General features: G+C 73.7%; 16 protein-coding genes. 4 read left to right on the forward strand and 12 right to left on the reverse strand.

Annotated elements, in window-relative coordinates; all coding sequences use genetic code 11:
• Window positions 1-132: 132 nt before the first annotated feature.
• The 10 genes from ACZ4M8_RS01095 to rsmH all read right to left on the reverse strand — a co-directional run bounded on the left by ACZ4M8_RS01095 (window position 133) and on the right by rsmH (window position 13,071).
• Window positions 133-939 carry a cell division protein FtsQ/DivIB gene (locus ACZ4M8_RS01095; protein WP_467602255.1) on the reverse strand — a complete coding sequence of 269 codons (807 nt, stop codon included), beginning with the start codon at window positions 937-939 and terminating at the stop codon, window positions 133-135.
• 18 nt (window positions 940-957) lie between these two features.
• Window positions 958-2,049 (reverse strand): undecaprenyldiphospho-muramoylpentapeptide beta-N-acetylglucosaminyltransferase, encoded by a 1,092-nt coding sequence (gene murG / locus ACZ4M8_RS01100; protein WP_467602257.1) that lies wholly within the window; start codon window positions 2,047-2,049, stop codon window positions 958-960.
• A 6-nt stretch (window positions 2,050-2,055) separates the two neighbouring features.
• Entirely contained in the window at window positions 2,056-3,411 is a 1,356-nt protein-coding gene (ftsW, locus tag ACZ4M8_RS01105) for a putative lipid II flippase FtsW (RefSeq protein WP_467602259.1), read from the reverse strand.
• 54 nt (window positions 3,412-3,465) lie between these two features.
• On the reverse strand, window positions 3,466-4,962 hold the full coding sequence (gene murD, locus ACZ4M8_RS01110; protein ID WP_467602260.1) for a UDP-N-acetylmuramoyl-L-alanine--D-glutamate ligase: 1,497 nt from the start codon (window positions 4,960-4,962) through the stop codon (window positions 3,466-3,468).
• The gene (mraY, locus tag ACZ4M8_RS01115) at window positions 4,959-6,023 is read right to left on the reverse strand and encodes a phospho-N-acetylmuramoyl-pentapeptide-transferase (protein WP_399092328.1); all 1,065 of its coding nucleotides are present in this window, start codon (window positions 6,021-6,023) and stop codon (window positions 4,959-4,961) included. Before mraY ends, murD begins: the two co-directional genes overlap by 4 nt.
• A gap of 5 nt (window positions 6,024-6,028) precedes the next feature.
• Entirely contained in the window at window positions 6,029-7,519 is a 1,491-nt protein-coding gene (locus tag ACZ4M8_RS01120; RefSeq protein WP_467602262.1) for a UDP-N-acetylmuramoyl-tripeptide--D-alanyl-D-alanine ligase, read from the reverse strand.
• A gap of 62 nt (window positions 7,520-7,581) precedes the next feature.
• Entirely contained in the window at window positions 7,582-9,300 is a 1,719-nt protein-coding gene (locus ACZ4M8_RS01125) for a UDP-N-acetylmuramoyl-L-alanyl-D-glutamate--2,6-diaminopimelate ligase (protein WP_467602263.1), read from the reverse strand.
• Window positions 9,301-9,318: 18 nt separating this feature from the next.
• Entirely contained in the window at window positions 9,319-11,352 is a 2,034-nt protein-coding gene (locus ACZ4M8_RS01130; protein WP_467602265.1) for a peptidoglycan D,D-transpeptidase FtsI family protein, read from the reverse strand.
• A 136-nt stretch (window positions 11,353-11,488) separates the two neighbouring features.
• Window positions 11,489-12,073: a cell division protein FtsL gene (gene ftsL / locus ACZ4M8_RS01135; RefSeq protein WP_467602267.1), complete on the reverse strand. Its 585-nt coding sequence runs from the start codon at window positions 12,071-12,073 to the stop codon at window positions 11,489-11,491.
• A 38-nt stretch (window positions 12,074-12,111) separates the two neighbouring features.
• Window positions 12,112-13,071: a 16S rRNA (cytosine(1402)-N(4))-methyltransferase RsmH gene (gene rsmH / locus ACZ4M8_RS01140; RefSeq protein WP_399092312.1), complete on the reverse strand. Its 960-nt coding sequence runs from the start codon at window positions 13,069-13,071 to the stop codon at window positions 12,112-12,114.
• Window positions 13,072-13,559: 488 nt separating this feature from the next.
• Here rsmH and ACZ4M8_RS01145 point away from each other — a divergent pair, with 488 nt between their 5' ends.
• From ACZ4M8_RS01145 to ACZ4M8_RS01160, 4 genes are all read left to right on the forward strand, one after another.
• Window positions 13,560-14,105 (forward strand): beta-class carbonic anhydrase, encoded by a 546-nt coding sequence (locus tag ACZ4M8_RS01145; RefSeq protein ID WP_467602269.1) that lies wholly within the window; start codon window positions 13,560-13,562, stop codon window positions 14,103-14,105.
• Between the two features lie 275 nt (window positions 14,106-14,380).
• Entirely contained in the window at window positions 14,381-15,403 is a 1,023-nt protein-coding gene (locus ACZ4M8_RS01150) for an AAA family ATPase (protein WP_467602271.1), read from the forward strand.
• Window positions 15,403-16,797, forward strand: a complete 1,395-nt coding sequence (locus tag ACZ4M8_RS01155; RefSeq protein ID WP_467602273.1) for a DUF58 domain-containing protein — start codon at window positions 15,403-15,405, stop codon at window positions 16,795-16,797. The genes ACZ4M8_RS01150 and ACZ4M8_RS01155 overlap by 1 nt, the downstream gene beginning before the upstream one ends.
• 124 nt (window positions 16,798-16,921) lie before the next feature.
• Entirely contained in the window at window positions 16,922-19,297 is a 2,376-nt protein-coding gene (locus ACZ4M8_RS01160; protein ID WP_467602275.1) for a transglutaminase TgpA family protein, read from the forward strand.
• Between the two features lie 481 nt (window positions 19,298-19,778).
• Here ACZ4M8_RS01160 and ACZ4M8_RS01165 read toward each other — a convergent pair whose 3' ends face one another.
• Entirely contained in the window at window positions 19,779-20,198 is a 420-nt protein-coding gene (locus ACZ4M8_RS01165; protein WP_467602277.1) for a DUF3040 domain-containing protein, read from the reverse strand.
• A 256-nt stretch (window positions 20,199-20,454) separates the two neighbouring features.
• A complete protein-coding gene (locus ACZ4M8_RS01170; RefSeq protein WP_467602279.1) occupies window positions 20,455-21,210 on the reverse strand; it encodes a class I SAM-dependent methyltransferase in 756 nt (251 codons plus the stop codon).
• Window positions 21,211-21,813: the final 603 nt, after the last annotated feature.

A 21,813-nucleotide genomic window follows, 5' to 3' on the forward strand; every position in this document is an offset into this window, starting at 1 on the left:
CTTTGGAACGAGACACTAAGTCGACAAGTGGCGCACGTTCAACGAACACGCCGAACCTCCCGTTTTTCTTTTCACCCTATGTGATCACCCGCGGTGATAGCCATCCAGGGGGCTGGCCTGCGACGACGGCCGTCAACTCCCGGACACCGCAGGTGCGCTGGGAACGGATACGTCAAAGTGGCGTGCGTCACGCGCGGCTTTGAGGAGAGCGGTCAACGCCGCGGCCTTCCGGGGGCCGCGTTCGCTGCTTCCCCACAGCACCGTGCGGTCGCCGTTCAGTTCGAGCGTGATCGCATCGTACGACGTCACGCGCACGGTTTTGACCTGATGACGAAGGGTTTCGGGGAGGCTGGACGCCACTTCGACCGCGGCGCGGCGGAGCCGGGCGGGGCCGAACCGGTCCAGGCTCGGGGCGTTGTCCGCCACCAGCTGAAGTGCGGGAACACCTTTGGGCGGGGCGGGCACCGTCGCGAAACGGACGCCCTGGGCATCGACTTCGACGTACTTGCCGCCTTCTGGCATGACCAGTTCCGGCACCCTTTCGGTCACCTTCAGGGCGAGGGTGTGCGGCCAGGAGCGGATCACGTCCACGGATTTGATCCGGGGCAGCCGGTGGCGGAGCCGGGCGCCGATCGCGTCGGTGTCGACCGACACCAGCGGGGAGTGCAGCGGGACATCGGCGGCTTCGGTCACCTCGCGGGCGGTCAGCACGCGGGTGCCGGAGGTCCGGACGCCCGTCACCCGCAGCCAGTCGGAGCCGTAGAGGGCCCAGACCGCGAAGCCGCCGAGGAGGAACACCGCGATCAGAGTGATGATCAGACCGCGACGGGCGGGGAGGCGTGGCCACAAACGCCGTCGGGCGCGGGCCGGTTCGGCGGGGGGCGGGCCGGAGACCGGCGCCCCCTTGGTACCGCTGCGGGCGGCGGTCGGTCCGGCCACGCTCCCCCTGCCTTTCGTCTAGCTGTTCCGCTGGGCAATCGCCTCGTACACCATGCCGACGAGGAGTTCGTCGGCGTCCCGGCGGCCGAACTCGGAGGCCGCGCGGGACATCTCGTACAGCCGGTGCGGGTCGGCGAGGACCGGGAGGACCGTGGACTGCACCCACTCCGGGGTGAGCTGGGCGTCGTCGACGAGGAGTCCGCCGCCGGCGTTGACCACCGGCTGGGCGTTGAGCCGCTGTTCGCCGTTGCCGATCGGCAGCGGGACGTAGGCGGCGGGGAGCCCGACGGCGGAGAGTTCGGCGACGGTCATCGCGCCGGCGCGGCAGAGCATCATGTCCGCCGCGGCGTAGGCGAGGTCCATCCGGTCCACGTACGGTACCGGGACGTAGGGGGGCATCCCCGGCATGTTGTCGACGTGCGGCAGTTCGTTCTTCGGGCCGACCGCGTGCAGCACCTGGATGCCGGAGCGCTGGAGCGCCGGAACCGCCGCCTGGATCACCTCGTTGAGGCGGCGCGCGCCCTGGGAGCCGCCGGAGACCAGCAGCGTCGGGAGGTTGGGGTCGAGCCCGAACGCGGCGCGCGCCTCGGGGCGGACGGCCGCCCGGTCGAGCGTCGCGATGGTGCGGCGCAGCGGGATGCCGACATAGCGGGCGCCGCGCAGCTTGCTCTCCGGGGTGGAGACCGCGACGTACTTGGCGTACCGCGAGCCGATCTTGTTGGCGAGCCCCGGGCGGGCGTTGGCCTCGTGGACGATGATCGGCACGCCCAGCCGCTTGGCGGCGAGGTAGCCGGGCAGTGCGACGTAGCCGCCGAAGCCGACGACGCAGTCCGCCTTCGTCCGCTCCAGGATCTGCTCGGCCGCCTTGATGGTGCCGCGCAGCCGCCCGGGGACGGTGATGAGTTCGGGGGTGGGCTTACGGGGCAGCGGTACGGCCGGGATCAGTCCCAGTTCGTAGCCGCGCTCCGGGACGAGCCGGGTCTCCAGGCCCCGTTCCGTACCGAGGGCCGTGATCCCCACGGTCGGGTCCTGCCTCCGCAGGGCGTCCGCGAGGGCGAGCGCGGGCTCGATGTGGCCGGCGGTCCCCCCGCCGGCGAGTACGACATGCACCGAAATTCACCGCTCTCCGGACGGTCGCCTCGTGACGCGCCGTCTCATCGTCTTCCATCTCACCCCGGCCGGTTTCCTTCCGGAACCCGGCCGCCGCGTGGCCTGCGCGGCCAGCGCCGCCCGTGCCGCGGGCTCGTCACGCGCGAAGGCGATCAGCAGCCCGACGGCGAACATCGACGGCAGCAGGGCGGAGCCTCCGTAGGAGAACAGCGGGAGCGGGACGCCGGCGATCGGCAACAGGCCGAGCACCGCACCGATGTTGACCATGGTCTGGGCCATGATCCAGGTGGTCACACCTCCCGCGGCGTACCTCACGAAGGGGTCCTCCGTGCGTCCGGCCACGCGGATACCCGCATAGCCTAGAGCCGCGAACAGGGCGAGCACCGACAGCGTCCCCGCCAGTCCCAGTTCCTCCCCGGTGATGGCGAAGATGAAGTCGGTGTGCGGTTCAGGGAGTTCACCCCATTTTTCCATACTCGCGCCGAGCCCGGAACCGAAGAATCCGCCGGAGGCCAGCGCGTAGATACCGTGCACCGCCTGCCAGCACTGGTCGCTGGGGCCCGGATCGGTCGCGCCGATGCAGGCGAGGCGGGACATCCGGTTGGCGCTGGTCTTGATCAGCAGCGCGCCGATGACCGCCGCGGCGCCCAGCACCCCGGCGAACAGCCGGGTCGGGGCGCCCGCCAGCCACAGCAGTCCGAAGAGGATCGCCGTGAGAATGATCGCGGTGCCCATGTCGCCGCCGAGCATGATCAGCCCGAGCAGCAGGAAGGCAACCGGGATCAGCGGCACCAGCAGATGCTTCCACTGCGTCAGCAGCTTCCGCTCCTGCTTGCGGGCGAGCAGATCGGCGCCCCACAGGACGAGCGCGAGCTTGCCGAACTCGCTGGGCTGCATCTGGAAGGCGCCGCCGAGACTGATCCAGTTCTGGTTGCCGTTGACCGCGACCCCGATCCCCGGCACCTGCACCAGACACATCGCGAACACCGAGACGGCCAGCAGCGGATAGGCCAGCGTGCGGTGCAGCCGGACCGGCAGCCGGGCGGCGAGGTGGAGCAGCACGGCGCCGATGACCGCGGCCATCAGCTGTTTGCGGAAGAAGAAGCTCGGCGCGAGCCCGGACTGCAGCGCCTTGATCTGCGAGGCCGAGTAGACCATCACCAGACCGAGGACGATGAGCAGCATGCTGCCGCCGAGGATCAGGTAGTACGCCGTCAGCGGACGGTCCCAGGCCCGCCGGAGCCGGGTGTAGAGCCGCCGCGGGCCGCCGCCGGTCGGGCGGCGGCCACCACGCGGCGGCCGTGGCGCGGCGGCGGTGCGCCGCGGCCGCGGCGGCGCCGCCTTCGCCGATCGGGCCGTCATCTCGTCCCCTCCACAGTGCGGGCCGCAGATCCTCGACGGGAGCGGGACGAGCGGCTACCGGCCTGGTGCGTTCAGCTCGCGCACCGCGTCGGCGAAGGCGTCGCCGCGCTTGTTGTAGTTCAGATACATGTCCATCGAGGCGCAGGCCGGGGCCAGGAGCACCGTGTCACCGGGCCCGGCGAGGGCGGCCGCTTCGCGGACCGCCGCGGACATCGCCCCAGTGTCGGTCCGGTCGAGGTCGACCACCGGGACATCGGGGGCGTGTCGCGCCAGGGCTTCGCGGATCAGTGCCCGGTCGGCACCGATCAGCACCGCTCCGCGCAGCCGTCCCGCGGCCGTACGCACCAGCTCGTCGAAGGTGGCTCCCTTGGCGAGCCCCCCGGCGATCCAGACGATGTGGTCATACGAGGCCAACGACGCCTCGGCCGCGTGGGTGTTGGTCGCCTTGGAATCGTCGATGTACGTCACACCGGCGACGTCCGCGACGTGCTGGATGCGGTGGGCGTCCGGGTGGAACGCCCGCAGCCCCTCCCGGACCGCCGCGGGCCGTACGCCGTACGCGCGGGCCAGCGCCGCCGCCGCGAGGGCGTTGGCGATGTTGTGCGGGGCCACGGACACGCGGCGCGGAGCGCCTTCCTCCGAAGGGTGGTGGTGGGCGAGGGGCCGGCCGATGTCGGCGACCTCGGCCAGTTCCTGGGCCTGCTTGTGGCGGTTCTCGACGAAGGCGCGGTCGACGAGGAGGCCCTCGACGACGCCGAGCTGCGAGGGGCCCGGGGTGCCCAGGGTGAAGCCGATCGCGCGGCAGCCCTCCTCGACGTCGGCCTCGCGGACCAGGTCCTCGGTCGCCTTGTCGGCCACGTTGTAGACGCAGGCGACGGTGTTGCCCTCGTAGATCCGGCCCTTGTCGGCGGCGTACGCCGCCATGGAGCCGTGCCAGTCGAGGTGGTCGGGGGCGAGGTTGAGGACCGCGCCGGAGTGGGCCCGTACGGACGGGGCCCAGTGCAGCTGGTAGCTGGAGAGCTCCACGGCGAGGACGTCGTAGCGCTCGGTGTCCTGGGCGAGGACCAGATCGATGATCGGGGTGCCGATGTTGCCCGCGACCGTGGTGCGCAGGCCCTCGGCCTCCAGGATCGCGGCGAGCATCCGGACCGTGGTGGTCTTGCCGTTGGTGCCGGTGACCGCCAGCCAGTCGGCGGCGTCGGGGCCGCGCAGCCGCCAGGCGATCTCGACGTCGCCGACGACGTCCACCCCGGCCTCGGCGGCCGCGGTGAACAGCGGGCTGTCCGGCTTCCAGCCGGGCGAGGTGACGACGAGGCCGGTGCCCTCGGGGAGGGTGGCGCCGTCGCCGAGGCGGACGGTGACCGACCCCTCGGCGGCCTCCCGGGCCGCCCATCCCTCCAGCTCCGCGGCGGCGGCCCGCTGCCGCTCGCCGTCGCCGCCGTCCACGACCGTGACGTGGGCGCCGCGGCCGGCCAGGGCGCGGGCGGCGCTGATGCCGCTCACGCCCAGACCGGCGACGGTGATGTACGCGCCTGCGAATTCGGCGGTCACTTGGCGGCCTGCCAGCCGCCGTAGAAGAGGCCCAGGCCGACGATCACGCACATGCCCTGGATGATCCAGAAGCGGACCACGACAAGGACTTCGGACCACCCCTTGAGTTCGAAGTGGTGCTGGAGCGGCGCCATCCGGAACACCCGCTTGCCGGTCAGGCGGAACGAGCCGACCTGGATGACCACGGACATGGTGATGAGGACGAACAGACCGCCCAGGACGGCCAGCAGCAGCTCGGTGCGGGAGCAGATCGCGAGACCGGCGAGGGCGCCGCCGAGCGCCAGCGAGCCGGTGTCGCCCATGAAGATCTTGGCGGGCGAGGTGTTCCACCACAGGAAGCCGAAGCAGGCGCCCATCAGGGCGGAGGCGACGACCGCGAGGTCGAGCGGATCGCGGACCTCGTAGCAGCCGGGGCCCGCGGTGATCGCGTTGGCGCAGGACTCCTGGTGCTGCCAGATGCCGATGAAGGTGTACGCGCCGAAGACCATCACCGAGGCGCCGGTGGCCAGACCGTCGAGGCCGTCGGTGAGGTTCACGCCGTTGGACATCGCCAGGATCATGAACAGCGCCCAGATGACGAAGAGCACCGGGCCGATCTGCCAGCCGAAGTCCTGGGTGAAGGAGATCCGGTCGGACGCCGGCGTCGCGCCGCGCAGGTCGGCGAATTGCAGCGAGAGCACCGCGAAGGCGATACCGACGATCAGCTGGCCGGCCATCTTCGCCTTGGCCCGCAGCCCCAGCGACCGCTGCTTGACGATCTTGATGTAGTCGTCGAGGAAGCCGACCAGGCCCATGCCCGCGAAGAGGAAGAGAACCAGCACACCCGAGAACGTCGGGTCACTGGAGGTGATCACCTTCGTCAGGGCGTACGCGATGATCGTGGCCAGGATGAAGGAGATGCCGCCCATGGTGGGCGTGCCCTTCTTGCTGCCGTGGGTGCGGGGGCCGTCATCGCGGATGAACTGCCCGTAGCCCTTCTTGGCCAGCAGCTTGATCAGCAGCGGGGTACCGATCAGGGTCAGGAAGAGCCCGATCATTCCGGAGAAGAGGATCTGCTTCATGGAGTTCATCGGGTCGCGGACCCGCTCTCGGCGCCCTGTACGCCCTCGTCCTCCAGCAGTGCCGCCGCGACCCGTTCGAGCCCCACCGACCTGGATGCCTTCACCAGCACGACGTCCCCCGGCCGCAGCTCGCTGCGCAACAGGTCCACCGCCGCCCGTGTGTCGGACACGTGCACCGACTCCTCACCCCACGAACCCTCGTTGTAAGCGCCCATCCGCAGCCAAGCGGCTTCCCTGCCGCCGACCGCGACGAGCTTGCTGACGTTGAGCCGGACGGCCAGGCGTCCGACCGCGTCGTGTTCGGCGAGGGCGTCCTCGCCCAGCTCGGCCATCTCGCCGAGCACCGCCCACGTGCGCCCGCCCCGCTCCTTGCCGGCTTCGCCCATCGCGATCAGCGCGCGCAGCGCCGCTCGCATGGACTCGGGGTTCGCGTTGTAGGCGTCGTTGACCACCGTCACGCCGTCCGCGCGCTCGGTGACCTCCATCCGCCAGCGGGAGAGCGTGCCGGCTTCGGAGAGCGCGGTGGCGATCTCGTCCACGGACATGCCCGACTCGTGGGCGACGGCGGCCGCGGCGAGCGCGTTCGACACGTGGTGCTCACCGTACAGCCGCATGGTCACCTCGCTGCACCCGGAGGGTGTGTGGAGCGTGAAGGCAGGCTGACCGAGTGTGGTGAGCCGGACATTCTCGGCACGGACGTCGGCGTCCGGCGCCTCGCCGAAGAGGACCGTACGGGCCTTCGTGCGGTGGACCATGGCGCGGACATAGGGGTCGTCTGCGTTGAGCACGGCCACTCCGCCCGCCCGTCGCCCGCCACCACCCTCCTGCGGAAGCCCTTCGGGCCCCCCTTCGTCCGCGGCCGGCAGCGCCTCGACCAGTTCGCCCTTTGCCAGGGCAATCTGCTCGCGGCCGCCGAACTCGCCGATGTGGGCGCTGCCGACGTTGAGGACCACACCGATCCGGGGCGGGGTGAGCGCCGCGAGGTAGCGGATGTGGCCGACGCCGCGGGCGCCCATCTCCAGGACGAGGTGGCGGGTGGTGTCGTCGGCGCGGAGCGCGGTGAGCGGCAGGCCGATCTCGTTGTTGAGGTTGCCCTCCGGCCACACCGTCGGGCCGTTGCGCCGCAGCAGCTGGGCGATCAGGTCCTTGGTGCTGGTCTTGCCCGCGGAGCCGGTGAGGGCGACGACGTTGGTGCCCAGCCGCCCGACGACGGCGCGGGCCAGCGCGCCGAGCGCGGCGACGACGTCGTCGACGACGATCGCCGGGACGCCGACGGGGCGGGCGGCGAGGACCGCCGTCGCGCCGTCGGCGACCGCGCCGGCGGCGAAGTCGTGGCCGTCGACGCGTTCACCGGCGAACGCCACGAAGAGGCTGCCGGGGCGTACCTGCCGGGAGTCCTGCACGACCGGGCCGGTGACCTGGAGCTCCGGGTCCGGTATGTCGTGCGGCTGCCCGCCGGTGATGCTCGCGATCTCGGCGAGGGTCAGGGAGATCACAGCTCACCCCCGGCGAGCGGCGGAAGAGACCAGCGGAAAGGTTGTGCGCGCATGGCGGTGTGTCATCCCTGGTGGTTCGGCTGCTGCTCGGACAGCGAGGCCACGATGGCCTCGCGCAACACCTGGCGGTCGTCGAAGGGGCGGACCACTCCGGCGATGTCCTGGCCCTGTTCGTGGCCCTTGCCCGCGACGATCACGGTGTCGCCCGGTTCGGCGCGGGCGACGGCGGCGGCGATGGCGGCGCCGCGCTCCTCCTCGACGAGGACGGTGCCGCGCTCGTGGATCGGTACCTCGGCGGCGCCCGCGAGCATCGTGGCGAGGATCGCGAGCGGGTCCTCCGAGCGCGGGTTGTCGGAGGTCAGTACGGCGGTGTCGGCGAGGCGGGCCACCGCGGCGCCCATCGGGACGCGCTTGTGCGGGTCGCGGTCGCCGCCGCAGCCGAGCACGGCGTGCAGCTTGCCGTCGGTCACCTTGCGCAGGGCCCGCAGAACCGATTCGACGGCGTCGGTCTTGTGCGCGTAGTCGACGACGGCGAGATACGGCTGACCGGCGTCGACGCGCTCCAGGCGGCCGGGGACGCCGGGGACCGCGGCGACGCCGTCGGCGGCGGTCTGCGGGTCGATCCCGGCGACGACCAGGGCGGTGATCGCGGCGAGCGCGTTGGCGACGTTGAACGGGCCGGCGAGCGGCGAGGCGGCCCGCAGCTTCTCGCCGTTCGGGCCGTACACGGTGAACGTCGAGCCGAGCGCGCCGATCTCGACGTCGGCGGCGCGCCAGTCGGCGTCCGGGTGGCCCTCGGCGGAGAAGGTGGTCACCGGGACCTCGGCCTCGCCGCGGGCCAGCCGCTTGCCGTACTCGTCGTCGAGGTTGACGACACCGGCGCGGCTGCGGGCCCGGGTGAACAGGCGGGCCTTGGCCTGGAAGTAGTCCTCCATGCCGGAGTGGAACTCCATGTGCTCCGGGCTGAGGTTGTTGAAGACGGCGACGTCGAAGACGCAGCCGTCGACCCGGCCGAGGACCAGCGCGTGGCTGGAGACCTCCATGGCGACGGAGCGCACGCCCCGCTCGCGCATGACGGCGAAGAGCGCCTGGAGGTCGGTGGCCTCGGGGGTGGTGCGCTCGGACTTGATGCGCTCATCGCCGATACGGGTCTCGACGGTGCCGATCAGTCCGGTCAGCGCGCCCTTGCCGTCGGCCTCGGCCGCGGCCTTGAGGCCGCCCTCCATGAGATAGGCCGTGGTGGTCTTGCCGGAGGTCCCCGTGATGCCGATCTGGAGGAGGTCCTCGCCCGGCGCGCCGTAGATGGAGACGGCGAGGGCGCCCATCCGGGCGCGCGGGTCCTCGGTGACGAGGACCGGCAGGCCCGTCCCGGCGGCGCGCTTCTCGCCCGTCGGGTCGGTCAGGATCGCCGCGGCGCCGAGGTCGGCGGCCTGGGCGACGAAGTCGGCGCCGTGCAGGCGGGCCCCGGGCAGAGCCGCGTAGACATCACCGGGGCGGACCGCCCGGGAGTCGTGGGTGATGCCGGTGACCTGGACGTCTGCCGCTTCCGGAGCCGGGTTGCCCAGCTGCTCGGCGAGGACCGCCAGGGGGGTGGGCCGGACCTCCTCGGGGCGGGGCGCTCCCGGATATGTTCCGGAGGCGTCCTTCTGGGCGTTGGGGGACTGTTCAGCATGTGACACGGCGGTGAGCGTACCGGGCGCGGCGGCTCGGAGGCGAAGTGAGGGCCGCGGCCGGGAGTCGTGCGCCGGGTCGGGTGTTTGGTGGGGAGTGATCGTCGTCACGGCGATGTTGCCTCGTTTTCAGTCGCCTGGCGTGAAGGTGACGGGCAGCCTCGGGGGCGCGCTGCCGCTGGGCGGGACCTGGAGGGTTTTCAGCGCGAACTTCATCACCTGCTGGTAGACGGGGCCGCAGACCTGACCGCCGAAGTAGCTGCCCTTGGTGGGGTTCTGGACGGCGCAGTAGACGGTGATGCGGGGGGCGTCGGCGGGGGCGAAACCGGCGAAGGAGGCCGTGTAGCCGTGGTAGCGGCCGGTCTTGGGATCCACCCGGTTGGACGTGCCGGTCTTACCGCCCACGCGGTAGCCGTCGATCTTCGCGGCGGCGCCGGTGCCCTCCCGGTCGTCGACGACGGATTCGAGCATGGTGGCGAGCTGCCGGGCGGTCTTCGGGCTCACCACGCGGGTCTTCTCCGGGGCGGGCGCCGGGCGGTAGTGGCCGTCCGGGCCGGTGGTGCCGCGGACGAGGGTGGGGGCGATGCGCTCGCCGCCGTTGGCGATCGTGGAGTAGACGGAGGCGGCCTGTACGGCGTTGAGGGAGAGGCCCTGGCCGAACGGGATCGTGTACTGCTGCGAGGTGTTCCAGTCCTGCGGCTTCGCCAGGATGCCGTCGGTCTCGCCGGGGAAGGCCAGCCCGGTGGGGCGGCCGATGCCGAACTTGTCGAGGTAGGAGTGGAGCACCCGGTTGGCCTCGGGCTGGGTCTTCCCGAGCTGGCCGGTGGCGAGGATGGTGCCGATGTTGCTGGACTTGGCGAGGACGCCGTTGAGCGTCAGGTGCCAGGTGTCGTGGTCGACGTCGTCGGCGAAGAGCCGGTCGCCGCGGTGCAGCCGGTTGGGGACGGTGACGCGGGTCGCCGGGGTGGCGGCGCCCTCCTCCAGGACGGCGGCCATCGACATGAGCTTGCTGGTGGAACCCGGTTCGTAGGCGTCGGTGAGGGCGGCGTTGCCGAGGGCGGCGGGGTTCGCCCGGTCGAGGTGGTTGGGGTCGAAGCCGGGGGCGTTGGCGAGCGCGAGGATCTGGCCGGTCCGGGTGTCCTGGACGACGACGTAGCCGCGGTCGGCCTTGGACCTGGTGACCTGTTCGGTGATGGCCTTCTGCGCCTCCCACTGGATGTCGCGGTCCAGGGTGAGGCGGACGTCGGTGCCGGGGACGGCGGGGTGTTCCTGGGTGTCGGCGGTGGGCACCCGGCGACCGCCGGACTGCGCGTAGACGAGTTTGCCGTCCTTGCCGGCCAGCGCCTTGTTCAGCTGGGCCTCCAGCCCGCCGCCGCCCTTGCCCTCACTGTTGACGAAGCCGAGGACGCCGGCGGCGAGGGCGCCGCCCGGGTAGACGCGCTTGCTGTGCCGGTCGGCGAAGATGCCGACGAGGACGTCGGGTTCGGGCGCCTTCTTCGGCGCGGCGGCCGCCTTCCGCTCCAGCTCCGTCCGCATGTCCTTGATCTTCTTCCAGACCTGCGGGGTCTGCTGCCGGGCGAGGACGACGTACCGGGAGGAGGGCTTGGCGAGCTTGGCGGCGAGGGTGGCACGGTCCTCGCCGAGGACGGGCGCGAGCAGGGCCGCGGCCCGCTGCGGGGCATCCGCGATCTTGATCTTGTCGGGCGCCAGCAGGCTGGGGTCGGCGGTGATGTCGTACGCGTCGACGGTGGTGGCGAGGTCGGTGCCCGAGCGGTCGGTGATGGTGCCGCGTTCGGCGGCCAGGGTCACCGGGACGTAGCGGTTGACGTTGGCCTTGGCGGCGTACGCGGCGGCGTCGACGGCCTGCACCTGGAAGAGACGGACCACGAAGACCAGCATCACCAGCGTCAGCGCCACGGCGACCAGCCGCAGCCGGGGCCGGGGGCTGCCGAGCCGGAGCACGGGCGCGGGGCGGGCCGGGCGCCGCGGCGGCGCGGCCTTGGCGGGGCGGCGGGCGGCCGGGGGACGGCCGGTGGCGGAACGGCCCGCAGCGGGACGGCCGCCCTTGGGGGCCGGACGGCCGCTCCTCGGCGCCGGACGGCGGGCACCGCCGCTCTGCGCGGGGCGCGGGACGCGGCGCCGGGGGTCCTGAGGTGCGGTCATGACGCGGCCCGCCCGTGCGGCACGCCGGTGGACGCGGCCCCGGGGGCCGTCCCGCCCCCGTCCGCCGCGGGGGTGCGGCGGCGGGGCCCGGGGTCTGCTGTGTCGTACGGCCCGGGGGCCTGGTCCGTCACCGGGTTCACCTGCCGGAGGTTGTCGGGGAAGGGACGGCCGCGGTGGGCGGCGGGGCGGCCGGGCGCACGGAACCGGCCGGGGCCGCACCGGGCGGGCGGGACGCGGCGCCGGAGGCCGGGGCACCGGCGGGCGTGGTCCCGGCGCCGGGGGCACCCGGGGACGCGGCGCCGGGGGCGCCCGGGGTGGCCGTCGCCCGCGGGGTGACGCCGCCGCCGAGCGCACCGGGGAGCGCGGGGCCGGCCGGGGCGTGCAGCGGACGCGGCTCCTCCGTCGCCTCGCTGGGCTTGCCGCGGACCGTGCCGTCCGGGGCGAGGAACGCCGGGTTGCCCCCCGGCACCATGCCCAGCTCCCGGGCGCGGCGTTCGAGGGCGCCCGGGGCGGAGACCGCGTCCACCTGCTGCTGGAGTTCCTGCTGGTCGTCGGTGAGCTCGTCGGTCCGCTTCTCCAGGCGGCTCAGCTCGAACGAGCCCTGGTTGAGCGCCGAGTTGAGCAGCAGCAGGGCGAGCAGCCCGGAGCCGAGGAGGACGACGATCAGCAGGACGAAGGGCGTTCGCGCGGCGGAGCTGCTCCCGCCCGGGAACAGCGCCACGAGGCGGGAGGGCCCCTTCGGCGAACGCCCCCGGGGGGTCACGCGATGTCCTCGCGGATGCGTTCGGCGCCGCGCAGCCGCGCCGGGGCCGCGCGCCGGTTCTCCGCGACCTCTTCCTCCGTGGGGAGTTCGGCGCCCCGGGTGAGCAGTTTCAGCCGCGGCTGGTACTGCTCGGGGACGACGGGCAGGCCGGGCGGCGCGGTGTTGGCCGCGCCGGCGGCGAAGACCTGCTTGACGATCCGGTCCTCCAGCGAGTGGTAGGCGAGGACCGCGATCCGGCCGCCGACCGCCAGCGCCTTCACCGCGGCGGGCACGGCGCGCTCGACGCTCGCCAGCTCGCCGTTGACCTCGATGCGCAGCGCCTGGAAGGTGCGCTTGGCGGGGTTGCCGCCGTGCCGCTTGGCCGCCTGCGGCAGCGCCTCGCGGATCAGCTCGACCAGCCGGGCGCTGTTGCGGAACGGCTCCTTGGCCCGCTCGCGCACCACCGCCTCGACGATCCGCTTGGCCTGCTTCTCCTCCCCGTAGGAGCGCAGGATCCGCACCAGTTCCCCGGGGGCGTAGGTGTTGAGGACGTCGGCGGCGCTGATGCCGGTCGTCTGGTCCATCCGCATGTCCAGCGGCGCGTCCTGCGCGTACGCGAAGCCGCGGTCGGCCTCGTCGAGCTGCATGGAGGAGACGCCGAGGTCGAAGAGGACGCCCTGGACCCGGGGGACGCCGAGGCGGTCGAGGACCTCGGGCAGTTCGTCGTAGACGGCGTGCACCAGGGTGGCGCGATCGCCGTACGGGGCGAGCCGTTCACCGGCCAGCCGCAGCGCCGACGGATCACGGTCGAGGGCGATGAGCCGGGCCGCGGGGAAGGTGGCGAGCAGCGCCTCGCTGTGCCCGCCGAGGCCGAGGGTGCAGTCGACGACGACGGCGCCCGGCTCGGCGAGGGCGGGGGCGAGCATGTCCAGGCAGCGCCGGAGCATGACGGGGACGTGGCGGGTGTGGGCGCTCATGCGCGGACCTCACTTCGCCGGGCGGTCCCGCATCCGGGGCGGGCGCACCTCTTTCTGATTCGCTCGCTGCGCTCGCTCATAAGCCTTCCGATGGGTGAGCGGCAGGTGGGTCCCCGGCCGCTGGCGGGGTGCCGCACGTACCGCTTGGTCCCCGCCCGCTCTGAAGGGGAAGTGGCTCTCCGGCGACGGGAATTGGCGTCGGAAGGCCGCTGGAGCGGGAGGAGGCCGAACCGTACGTGTGGTGGACACGCGAGGGCTTCGGGGACCGAGGAGAGCGTCACGCCTCCCACTTCGCGCCACTTTAGTCCACCGTCTTCCCCGGTCAATCAACCGGTTCCGCGCGTCCCGGAGCGGCTGTTCGGGCCACCGCTCACCCGAACGGGGGCTCCGTAACGCCCCATGTGGATTACGTCACAAGGGGTGACGTCATCCGCTGCGGCCCGCTCCCAGGTGCGGCCGGATCCGGCCGCCGGAGCTACGGTGAGGCCATGTCCATATCTGCTTCATCGTCGCCGTCCCCGGCCGACGACACCACCGGGACCACCGTCACCGACCGCCTCGTCGCATCCAACGCGCGGTACGCCGAAGCGTTCAGCGACCCCGGTACGGATGCCCGGCCGGTCCTCAACGTCGCCGTTGTGGCCTGCATGGACGCCCGCCTCGACCTGCACGCGGCGCTCGGTCTGCAGCTGGGCGACTGCCACACGATCCGCAACGCGGGCGGGGTCGTCACCGACGACATCATCCGTTCCCTGACCATCAGCCAGCGCGCGCTGGGCACCCGGTCGGTGGTGCTGATCCACCACACCGGCTGCGGTCTGCTGGGCCTCACCGAGGACTTCCGCCACGATCTGGCGGCCGAGGTCGGCCAGCGTCCCACCTGGGCCGTCGAGGCGTTCAAGGACCTCGACGAGGACGTCCGCCAGTCGATGGAACGGGTACGCACCTCGCCGTTCCTGCTCCACAAGGACGACGTCCGCGGCTTCGTCTTCGACGTCACCACCGGTCTGCTGCGGGAGATCCTCCCCCGCTGACCTCGCACCGGCGCCGGGTGCGGGACCTCTGTCCCGTGCCCGGCGCCGTGCTGCCCGGACGCGGGTGCCCGGCCGTCACCCGCCGGGGCGAAACGCCGTCAGTTGTCCACAGGCCATGACGCCGGACGCGCACGGCGGTGAGAATGCGGGGGTGGCGTCGCCCCTGCCGGGGCCGGCGCCGCGTGAGGGGGCGGGCCGGGCCGTACGGAAGGCGCCGGTCCGGTGCGGGAGATCCTCTGTTCAGCGCGGGCACGGGGAAGGGCCGAGGAGGGCCGGTGACGACGTATGACGAGCGAGCGAGCCTCGTTGATGTGACCACCACTGCCGAACGGGTGCAGCGGTCGGTCGAGGGTGTCATCGAGGGCAAGCCGGAGGTCGTACGGCTGGCGCTCACGGTGCTGCTCGCCGAGGGGCACCTGCTCATCGAGGACGTGCCGGGCGTCGGCAAGACGATGCTGGCCAAGGCGCTGGCGCGGTCCCTGGACTGTTCGGTGCGGCGCATCCAGTTCACGCCGGATCTGCTGCCGTCCGACATCACCGGTGTCGGCGTCTTCGACCAGCGGAGCAAGGAGTTCGAGTTCAAGCCCGGCGCGATCTTCGCCCAGTTCGTGATCGGCGACGAGATCAACCGCGCCTCCCCAAAGACCCAGTCGGCGCTGCTGGAGTCCATGGAGGAACGGCAGGTCACGATGGACGGCCGGACGTACGAGCTGCCCAGCCCGTTCATGGTCGTCGCCACCCAGAACCCGGTCGAGATGGAGGGCACGTACCCGCTGCCGGAGGCCCAGCGCGACCGCTTCATGGCGCGGGTGTCCGTGGGCTATCCGAGCCCGGCGGCCGAGCTGCGGATGCTGGACGTGCACGGCGCGGCGTCGCCCCTGGAGGGGCTGCGGCCGGTGGCCCGCGCCCAGGACGTGGTGCGGCTGACCGAGGCGGTGCGGGCCGTCCACGTGGCGGAGGCGGTGCGCCGGTACGCGGTGGAGGTGGTGGCGGCCACCCGCTCCCATCCGGATCTGCGGCTGGGCGCCTCACCTCGGGCGACACTGCACCTGGTCCGCGCGGCGAAGGCGGCCGCGGCGCTCGCCGGGCGGGAGTACACCCTCCCGGACGATGTGCAGGCGCTGGCCGTCCCGGTCCTCGCGCACCGGCTGCTGCCCACGTCGCAGGCGCAGTTGAACCGCCGCGGCGCGGAGCAGATCGTGCTGGAGATCCTGCACCGCGTCCCGGTCCCGGACCCCGCGCGGCAGACCCGGGCGGAGGCCCCGGACCGCCGCCCGCCCGGCGTGCGGGAGCTGTGATGTCCGGCGGGAGCGGCCCGGAGGCCGGCGGGCGCGGCGGGCTGCGGGCCGTCCTCGCCGGGCTGACGACGCGCGGCCGGTCGTTCCTCGCCGCGGGGGTCGCCGCCGCGATCTGCGCGTATCTGCTGGGCCAGGCGGATCTGCTGCGGGTGGGGCTGCTGCTGGCGGCGCTGCCGCTGGTCTGCGTCCTGGTGCTGCACCGCACGCGCTACCGCGTCGCCGCCCGCCGCACGCTCGCCCCCGCCCGGGTGCCGGTGGGCGCCGAGGCCCGGGTGGGACTGTCCGTGGAGAACCTCTCCCGGCTGCCGACGGGCGTGCTGATGCTCCAGGACCGCGTGCCGTACGTCCTCGGTCCGCGGCCGCGGTTCGTGCTGGACCGGGTGGAGGCGGGCGGGCGCCGGGAGGTCTCGTACCGCGTCCGGTCGGATCTGCGGGGGCGTTTCCCGCTGGGCCCGCTGGAGCTGCGGCTGGCGGACCCGTTCGGGATGTGCGAGCTGACCTGCGCCTTCGGCGTCGCGGACACGCTGACGGCGGTGCCTTCCACCCAGCCGCTGCCGTCCGTGCGGATGGCCGGGGAGTCGGCCGGGTACGGCGACGGGCGGCGTGCGGCGGCACTGGCGGGCGAGGACGATGTCATTCCGCGCGGCTACCGCCACGGCGACGATCTGCGCCGGGTGCACTGGCGGTCCACGGCGCGCCACGGCGAGCTGATGGTGCGCCGGGAGGAGCAGCCGCGGCGGACGCGGTGCACGGTCCTGCTCGACACCCGGGAGAGGGCCCACCACGGCGGCGGCCCGGAGTCGGCGTTCGAGTGGGCGGTGGCGGCCGCCGCCTCCGCCTCGGTGCATCTGCTGGAGCAGGGTTTCCCGGTACGGCTGCTGACGGACACCGGCACCTCGGTGCCCGGCCCGGAGGGCGCCGAGGTGCCGGGCGGTGCGACGGCCGGTCTGCTGCTGGACGCCCTGGCGGTGGTGGAGCCGTCCGGGGAGCCGGACCTCTCGGCGGCGTACGAGGCGCTGCGCGGCGGCGCGGGCCTGCTGATCGCGTTCTTCGGGGAGCTGGACGAGGCAGCGGCCGAGGCGGCCGCGCGGATGCGGCGGCGCAGTACGGCCGCGGTCGCCTTCGTCCTGGACGGAGCCGCCTGGGCGCAGCACTCCCGGGAGCCGCGGTCCGGCGCCCGCCCCGGGAGGCTCGACGACGGGCTGCGGATCCTCCGCGCGGCGGGCTGGACGGCGCTGCCGGTGGCGCCCGGTGCCTCGCTGCCCGCGCTGTGGCGGGCGGCCGACGGAGCGGGCGGCATACCCTCCGATGGTCCCTGGGCGGGCGCGGCGGCCCCGCCGTACCCCCCGGCGGGCACGGACGGCGCGGCAGCGGGGGCGGGGAGCGGGACATGAGGCGGAACGTGAACGGCCGGCGGGCCGGCGGAGAGCCGCGACGGCGCGTCGCGGCGGACGGGCGGACGCCGGGCGGCGGCCGGGGCGCCGTGGACGGCCGGGCCGTGCGGGCGGGAGGGTGCGGATGAGCGGGCGGGGGCCTGCGCCGTGGGCGGCGGTGGCGACGCTCTGCGCGTCCTGTGCGCTGGTGCCGTTGGTCGATCCGGCCGGGTGGATGCTCCAGGCGGCGCTGCTGGTGGCGCTGGTGACGGCGGCGGGAGCGGGGGCACGGCGCCTGCCGTGGCCGCGCCCGCTGGTCATCGTCGCCCAGACCGTACCGGCGCTGCTGACGCTGACCGCGCTGTACGCCGGTGAGCAGGCGATTCTCGGGGTGCTGCCGGGCCCGGACGCGGTGGCGGAGCTGATCGGCCTCGGGCGGTCCGGGGTGGCCGACGTCAGCCGGTACGCCAGTCCGGCGCCGCTCACCCCCGGTATCCGGCTGCTGCTGGTCGGCGGGGTGACGCTGATCGGCCTGGTCGTGGACGCGCTGGCGGTCACGTACCGCAGCGCCGCACCCGCCGGGCTGCCGCTGCTGGCGCTCTACTCGGTCGCCGCGGGGCTCGCACCGGGCGGCACGGGCCGGCTGTGGTTCCTGATCGCCGCCGCGGGCTATCTGCTGCTCCTGCTGGCCGAGGGGGACGAACGGCTGTCGCGGTGGGGCCGGGTGTTCGGCGGGGCGGCGGCCCGCGGCTCCCGGTGGTCGCCATGGTCCAAGAAGGCGGCGGCCGGGTCCGTTCCGGTGCGGTACGGGCGGCGGATCGGCGCGCTGGCGCTCGGCGTCGCCGTCGCCGTCCCGGCGGCGCTGCCGTCCCTGGGCGGCGGGCTGCTCGGCACGGGTGGCCGGGACGGAGGTTCCGGCGGCGGCACCATCTCCGCGGTCAACCCTCTCGTCTCCCTCCAGAACAGCCTGAACCAGCCCGAGGACAAGGAAGTCCTCAACTACCGCACCACGGCGGACGACACCCGTGACCTGTACCTGCGGATCGTGGCGCTCGACCAGTTCGACGGCACGGCCTGGAAGCCGTCCGAGCGGACGGTGACCGATGTGCCCGATCAGTTGCCGCGCCCCGCGGGCCTCTCCCCCGACGTCGCCACCACCCGGATCAACACCTCGATCTCGACCGCCGAGTGGTACGGCCAGAACTGGCTCCCGATGCCGTTCCCGGCCTCGCGGATCGGTATCTCCGGGCGGTGGCGGTTCGAGGAGCAGGGTCGCACCTTGGTGGGCGACCGCGGCCAGAACACCCGCGGCCTGCAGTACCAGGTGGAGAGCCTGCGGGTGCGGCCCACGGCACGGCAGCTCGCCGAGGCCCCGCCGCCGCCCGCCGCGCTGCGGCGCGAGTACACCGAGGTGCCCGCCTCGCTGCCGCCCGTGGTCGCGGCGACGGCCCGGCAGGTGACCCGCGGTGCGGCCACCCCGTACGCCAAGGCCGTCAAGCTCCAGGACTGGTTCGCGACCGACGGCGGCTTCCGCTACAACACCGAGGTGCGTGCGGGCACCGGGGTGAAGGCCATCACCCGGTTCCTGGCACAGAAGGAGGGCTTCTGCGTCCATTTCTCGTTCTCGATGGCCGCGATGGCACGCACCCTGGGCATCCCGGCGCGGGTCGCCGTCGGCTTCACCCCTGGTACCGAACAGCCGGACGGAACGACATCGGTCGGTCTGCGGGACGCCCACGCCTGGCCCGAGCTGTACTTCGAGGGCATCGGCTGGACCCGTTTCGAGCCCACCCCGAGCCGCGGCACCATCCCGGAGTACGCCCTCCCGGACACCTCGCAGGACACCTCCCCCGACTCCCCGGCGCAGCACCCGACCCGGCCCACCACCCCGTCGGGGGCCCCTCGGCCGGATCCGACCTGCGGCCCGGGTCAGCGCGCCGGCTCCGGAGGCTGCATGGCGGCGGCCCCCTCGCTCCCGGGCGACGGCCCGCCGGACGACGGCCTCTCCCCTCCCGGCGTCATCGCCCTGACACTGGGCGGCCTGCTGCTGCTCGCGGTCGCCGCGCTCCCGGCGCTGTGGCGGTCCCGGGCCCGTGCGCGGCGGCTCTCCGCCGACGGCCCGGCGGCCCCCCTCGCCGCCTGGGAAGAGCTGACCGACACCGCCCGCGACCTGGGCATCTCTCCGGGCGGAAGCCTCACCCCGCGCCGGACCGCCGACCATCTGATCGAGGTCGCCGCGCTATCGCCCCGCCCCGCCGAGGCCGTGCGCCGGGTGGCCGGCGCGGTCGAGGAAGCCCTGTACGCGGCCCACCCCCGGCCCGCCCCACAGGTGACCGACGATGTCCGCCTGATCCGCACTGCCCTGCGCACCCAGGCGTCCCGCACGACACGGTGGCGGGCCACCTTGCTCCCCCGCTCCGCCGACCGCCTGCTGCGGACGTTCACCACTCGGTGGCGCACATTCCGCCGCCGCATATCCAGCCGCACCACCGCCCTGCGCCTAGGCGGCCGACGCACCTGAAACGAACGGAACGCCGTACGCCGTGACCCACACGCTCGGCGTACGGCGAGCGTGACGAGAGGCGAAGAAACAGGCCGGGCCCGGCCTCACGTGATCCGGGCCCGCCGGTCTCCCGGCCCGGTACGTCGAGCCGCATACCAAGGCCCAGGGAACGGCCCCCGGGTCCACGGCCCAGCCGGGAGGAACGCGACGCACTCGCCCCATGACGCACTTCGGCGGGGCCGCCCGGTAAGGACGGCCCCGCCGAAGGAACGGGATCACGAAAGCATGGAGACCGACGAGAAACTCGGCGAACCGGCAACGCGGCGAACCGACGACGGCCACTGGTGGCCCGGAACCGACCGCTCGGTCCTCGGGTCTCAGGGGCCGCCCCCACCGGCTCCGGGACGGTCGTGCCTCACCGGAACAACGGCCTTGACCCCGTCACCGCACTCAACAGGGACGGACGGCTCGCGGTACGCGGCTGCGGCAGAAGGCGAGGTCAGTGGCCCTGTTCGTCGCGGCGACGCTGCCAGCGGTCCTCGATGCGGTTCATCATCGAGCGGCGACCGCCGGACTGGCGCCGCGCGGGCGCGCCGCCCGCCCTGCCACGCTTGCCCGGGACGGCGCCGGAGCGCTGCTCACCGGGCTTGGGGGCCTTGCGCCAGCCGGTCACGGCGAGGACCGCACAGCCGAGCATCACCAGGAAGCCGACGACGCTGATCCAGATCTGCTGGGCGACCATGCCGGCCATGAGCAGGCCGATACCGACCAGGAAGCCGACGACCGCTTGGTAGACCCGTCGCCGGGTGTACGTGCGCAGCCCGCTTCCCTCAAGCGCTGTCGCGAACTTGGGATCTTCGGCGTACAGCGCTCGCTCCATTTGCTCGAGCATGCGCTGCTCGTGCTCCGAGAGCGGCACGGAGTCCTCCTACTCGTCGGTCGCGGGGGCGACCGGGTGCGGCCCTTTCAGGATAGGCAGGGATTCGCCCCGGTGAAACCCGCCCCTCTGCGCCAGTCCACTGTCCTGGCCGCCAGGGCGGCCGGTGGTGATGCTGCCTGCATTCCCCACCCGCCCATCCGTCATGCCGGAACGTCGTCCCTCGATCATACGGGGAGAAGGGGCTGATCGGGTGGGCTGTGGCCGACCGCACCCGGCGGCCGGCCACCGGCGGTGATCAGCCGCGCTCGGCCAGAACGTGCAGCTGGGTGGCGACGGAGTGGAACGCGGGCTGCTCGGCGGCGGCCGCCTCCAGTTTCAGCAGCGCCTCCATCGCCCCGGGCTCGGTGTCGACGAGCACGCCGGGGACGAGGTCGGCGAAGACCCGTACGCCGTGCACCGCGCCGACCTGGAGCCCGGCGCCGGTGACCAGGCCGGAGAGCTGGTCGGCGGTGAACCGGCGGGGCACCGGGTCGCCTTCGCCCCAGCGACCGGACGGGTCGGTGAGGGCCTGGCGGGCCTCGGAGAAGTGCCCGGCGAGGGCGCGGGCGAGCACCGCGCCGCCGAGCCCGGCCGCGAGGAGGCTGAGGGTGCCGGATTCCCGGAGAGCGGCGACGACGTTACGGACGCCCTCGGCCGGTTCGTCGACGTACTCCAGGACACCGTGGCACAGGACGGCGTCGAAACCGCCGCGCTCGACGACGTCGAAGAGGCCGTGGGCGTCGCCCTGGACGGCCCGTACCCGGTCGGCGACGCCCGCCTCGGCGGCGCGGCGCTCCAGGGCGAAGAGGGCGTTGGGGCTCGGGTCGACGACGGTGACGCGGTGGCCGAGACGGGCGACCGGCACGGCGAAGTTGCCGGTGCCGCCCCCGGTGTCGAGGACGTCGAGGACATCGCGCCCGGCGGCCCCGGCCCGGCGCTCCAGGGCGTCCCTGAGAACCTCCCAGACCACGGCGGTACGGAGGGATGCGCGCGGGCGCAGCGGGTCAGACACGGCGGGTGGCTCCTCGGAGGGGCAGAACAACTAGGCGCCCACCACCCTATTGCGTCCCGCGCCCTCCGCGACCTGCGGCGCCACCTGCGTCTTCCGACGCCCCGCACAGGAGGGCACAGCCCGGCGACGGCCACCGGCCGCCATGGGCACCCGGCCTGCCGTCCGCGTCCGCCCCGGGGCGCGAGGACGGGCGGGGCCGGCGGTCCGGACGGGGACGGGCCCTCGGCTCGCCGCTCCCGGAGACGGCGGCCCGAGGCAGCCCCTGCCCAGGCTTGAAACAACGTCCAGCTCCGGGGCCGCCCGGCCCCGGGCCGCCCCCCTCCACGGCGAACGCCGGCCCCGACCACGGCTCCGGCCGCGACACCGGGCATCCATTCCGGCCAGGCCCGGGAAACGGTCACCTTCCGCCCTGGCTCTCCACGCCCACCAGGCAAGACCCACCGTCGGGCAACCACTCGGCCACGAGGGGGGCCGCCCGCCCCTGGCGGGGCCTGCGATGGGTGCGCCGGTGGGCCCTCAAGGGCCGGGCGCCGTGCGTCGCCCGAGGGCCCAGGCACTGGGCGTTGCCGAACCGAAGCCCGTCGCGCCGCGTGCGGTGACCCT

The organism is Streptomyces sp. NPDC027185 (genome assembly GCF_055567035.1).

Bases quoted from the DNA above. Each gene is read 5' to 3' on its own strand.
- ftsW (WP_467602259.1), bottom strand. From the start codon at position 3,411: ATGACGGCCCGATCGGCGAAGGCGGCGCCGCCGCGGCCGCGGCGCACC.
- mraY (WP_399092328.1), bottom strand. From the start codon at position 6,023: ATGAAGCAGATCCTCTTCTCCGGAATGATCGGGCTCTTCCTGACCCTG.
- ACZ4M8_RS01130 (WP_467602265.1), bottom strand. From the start codon at position 11,352: ATGACCGCACCTCAGGACCCCCGGCGCCGCGTCCCGCGCCCCGCGCAG.
- rsmH (WP_399092312.1), bottom strand. From the start codon at position 13,071: ATGAGCGCCCACACCCGCCACGTCCCCGTCATGCTCCGGCGCTGCCTG.
- ACZ4M8_RS01145 (WP_467602269.1), top strand. From the start codon at position 13,560: ATGTCCATATCTGCTTCATCGTCGCCGTCCCCGGCCGACGACACCACC.
- ACZ4M8_RS01155 (WP_467602273.1), top strand. From the start codon at position 15,403: ATGTCCGGCGGGAGCGGCCCGGAGGCCGGCGGGCGCGGCGGGCTGCGG.
- ACZ4M8_RS01160 (WP_467602275.1), top strand. From the start codon at position 16,922: ATGAGCGGGCGGGGGCCTGCGCCGTGGGCGGCGGTGGCGACGCTCTGC.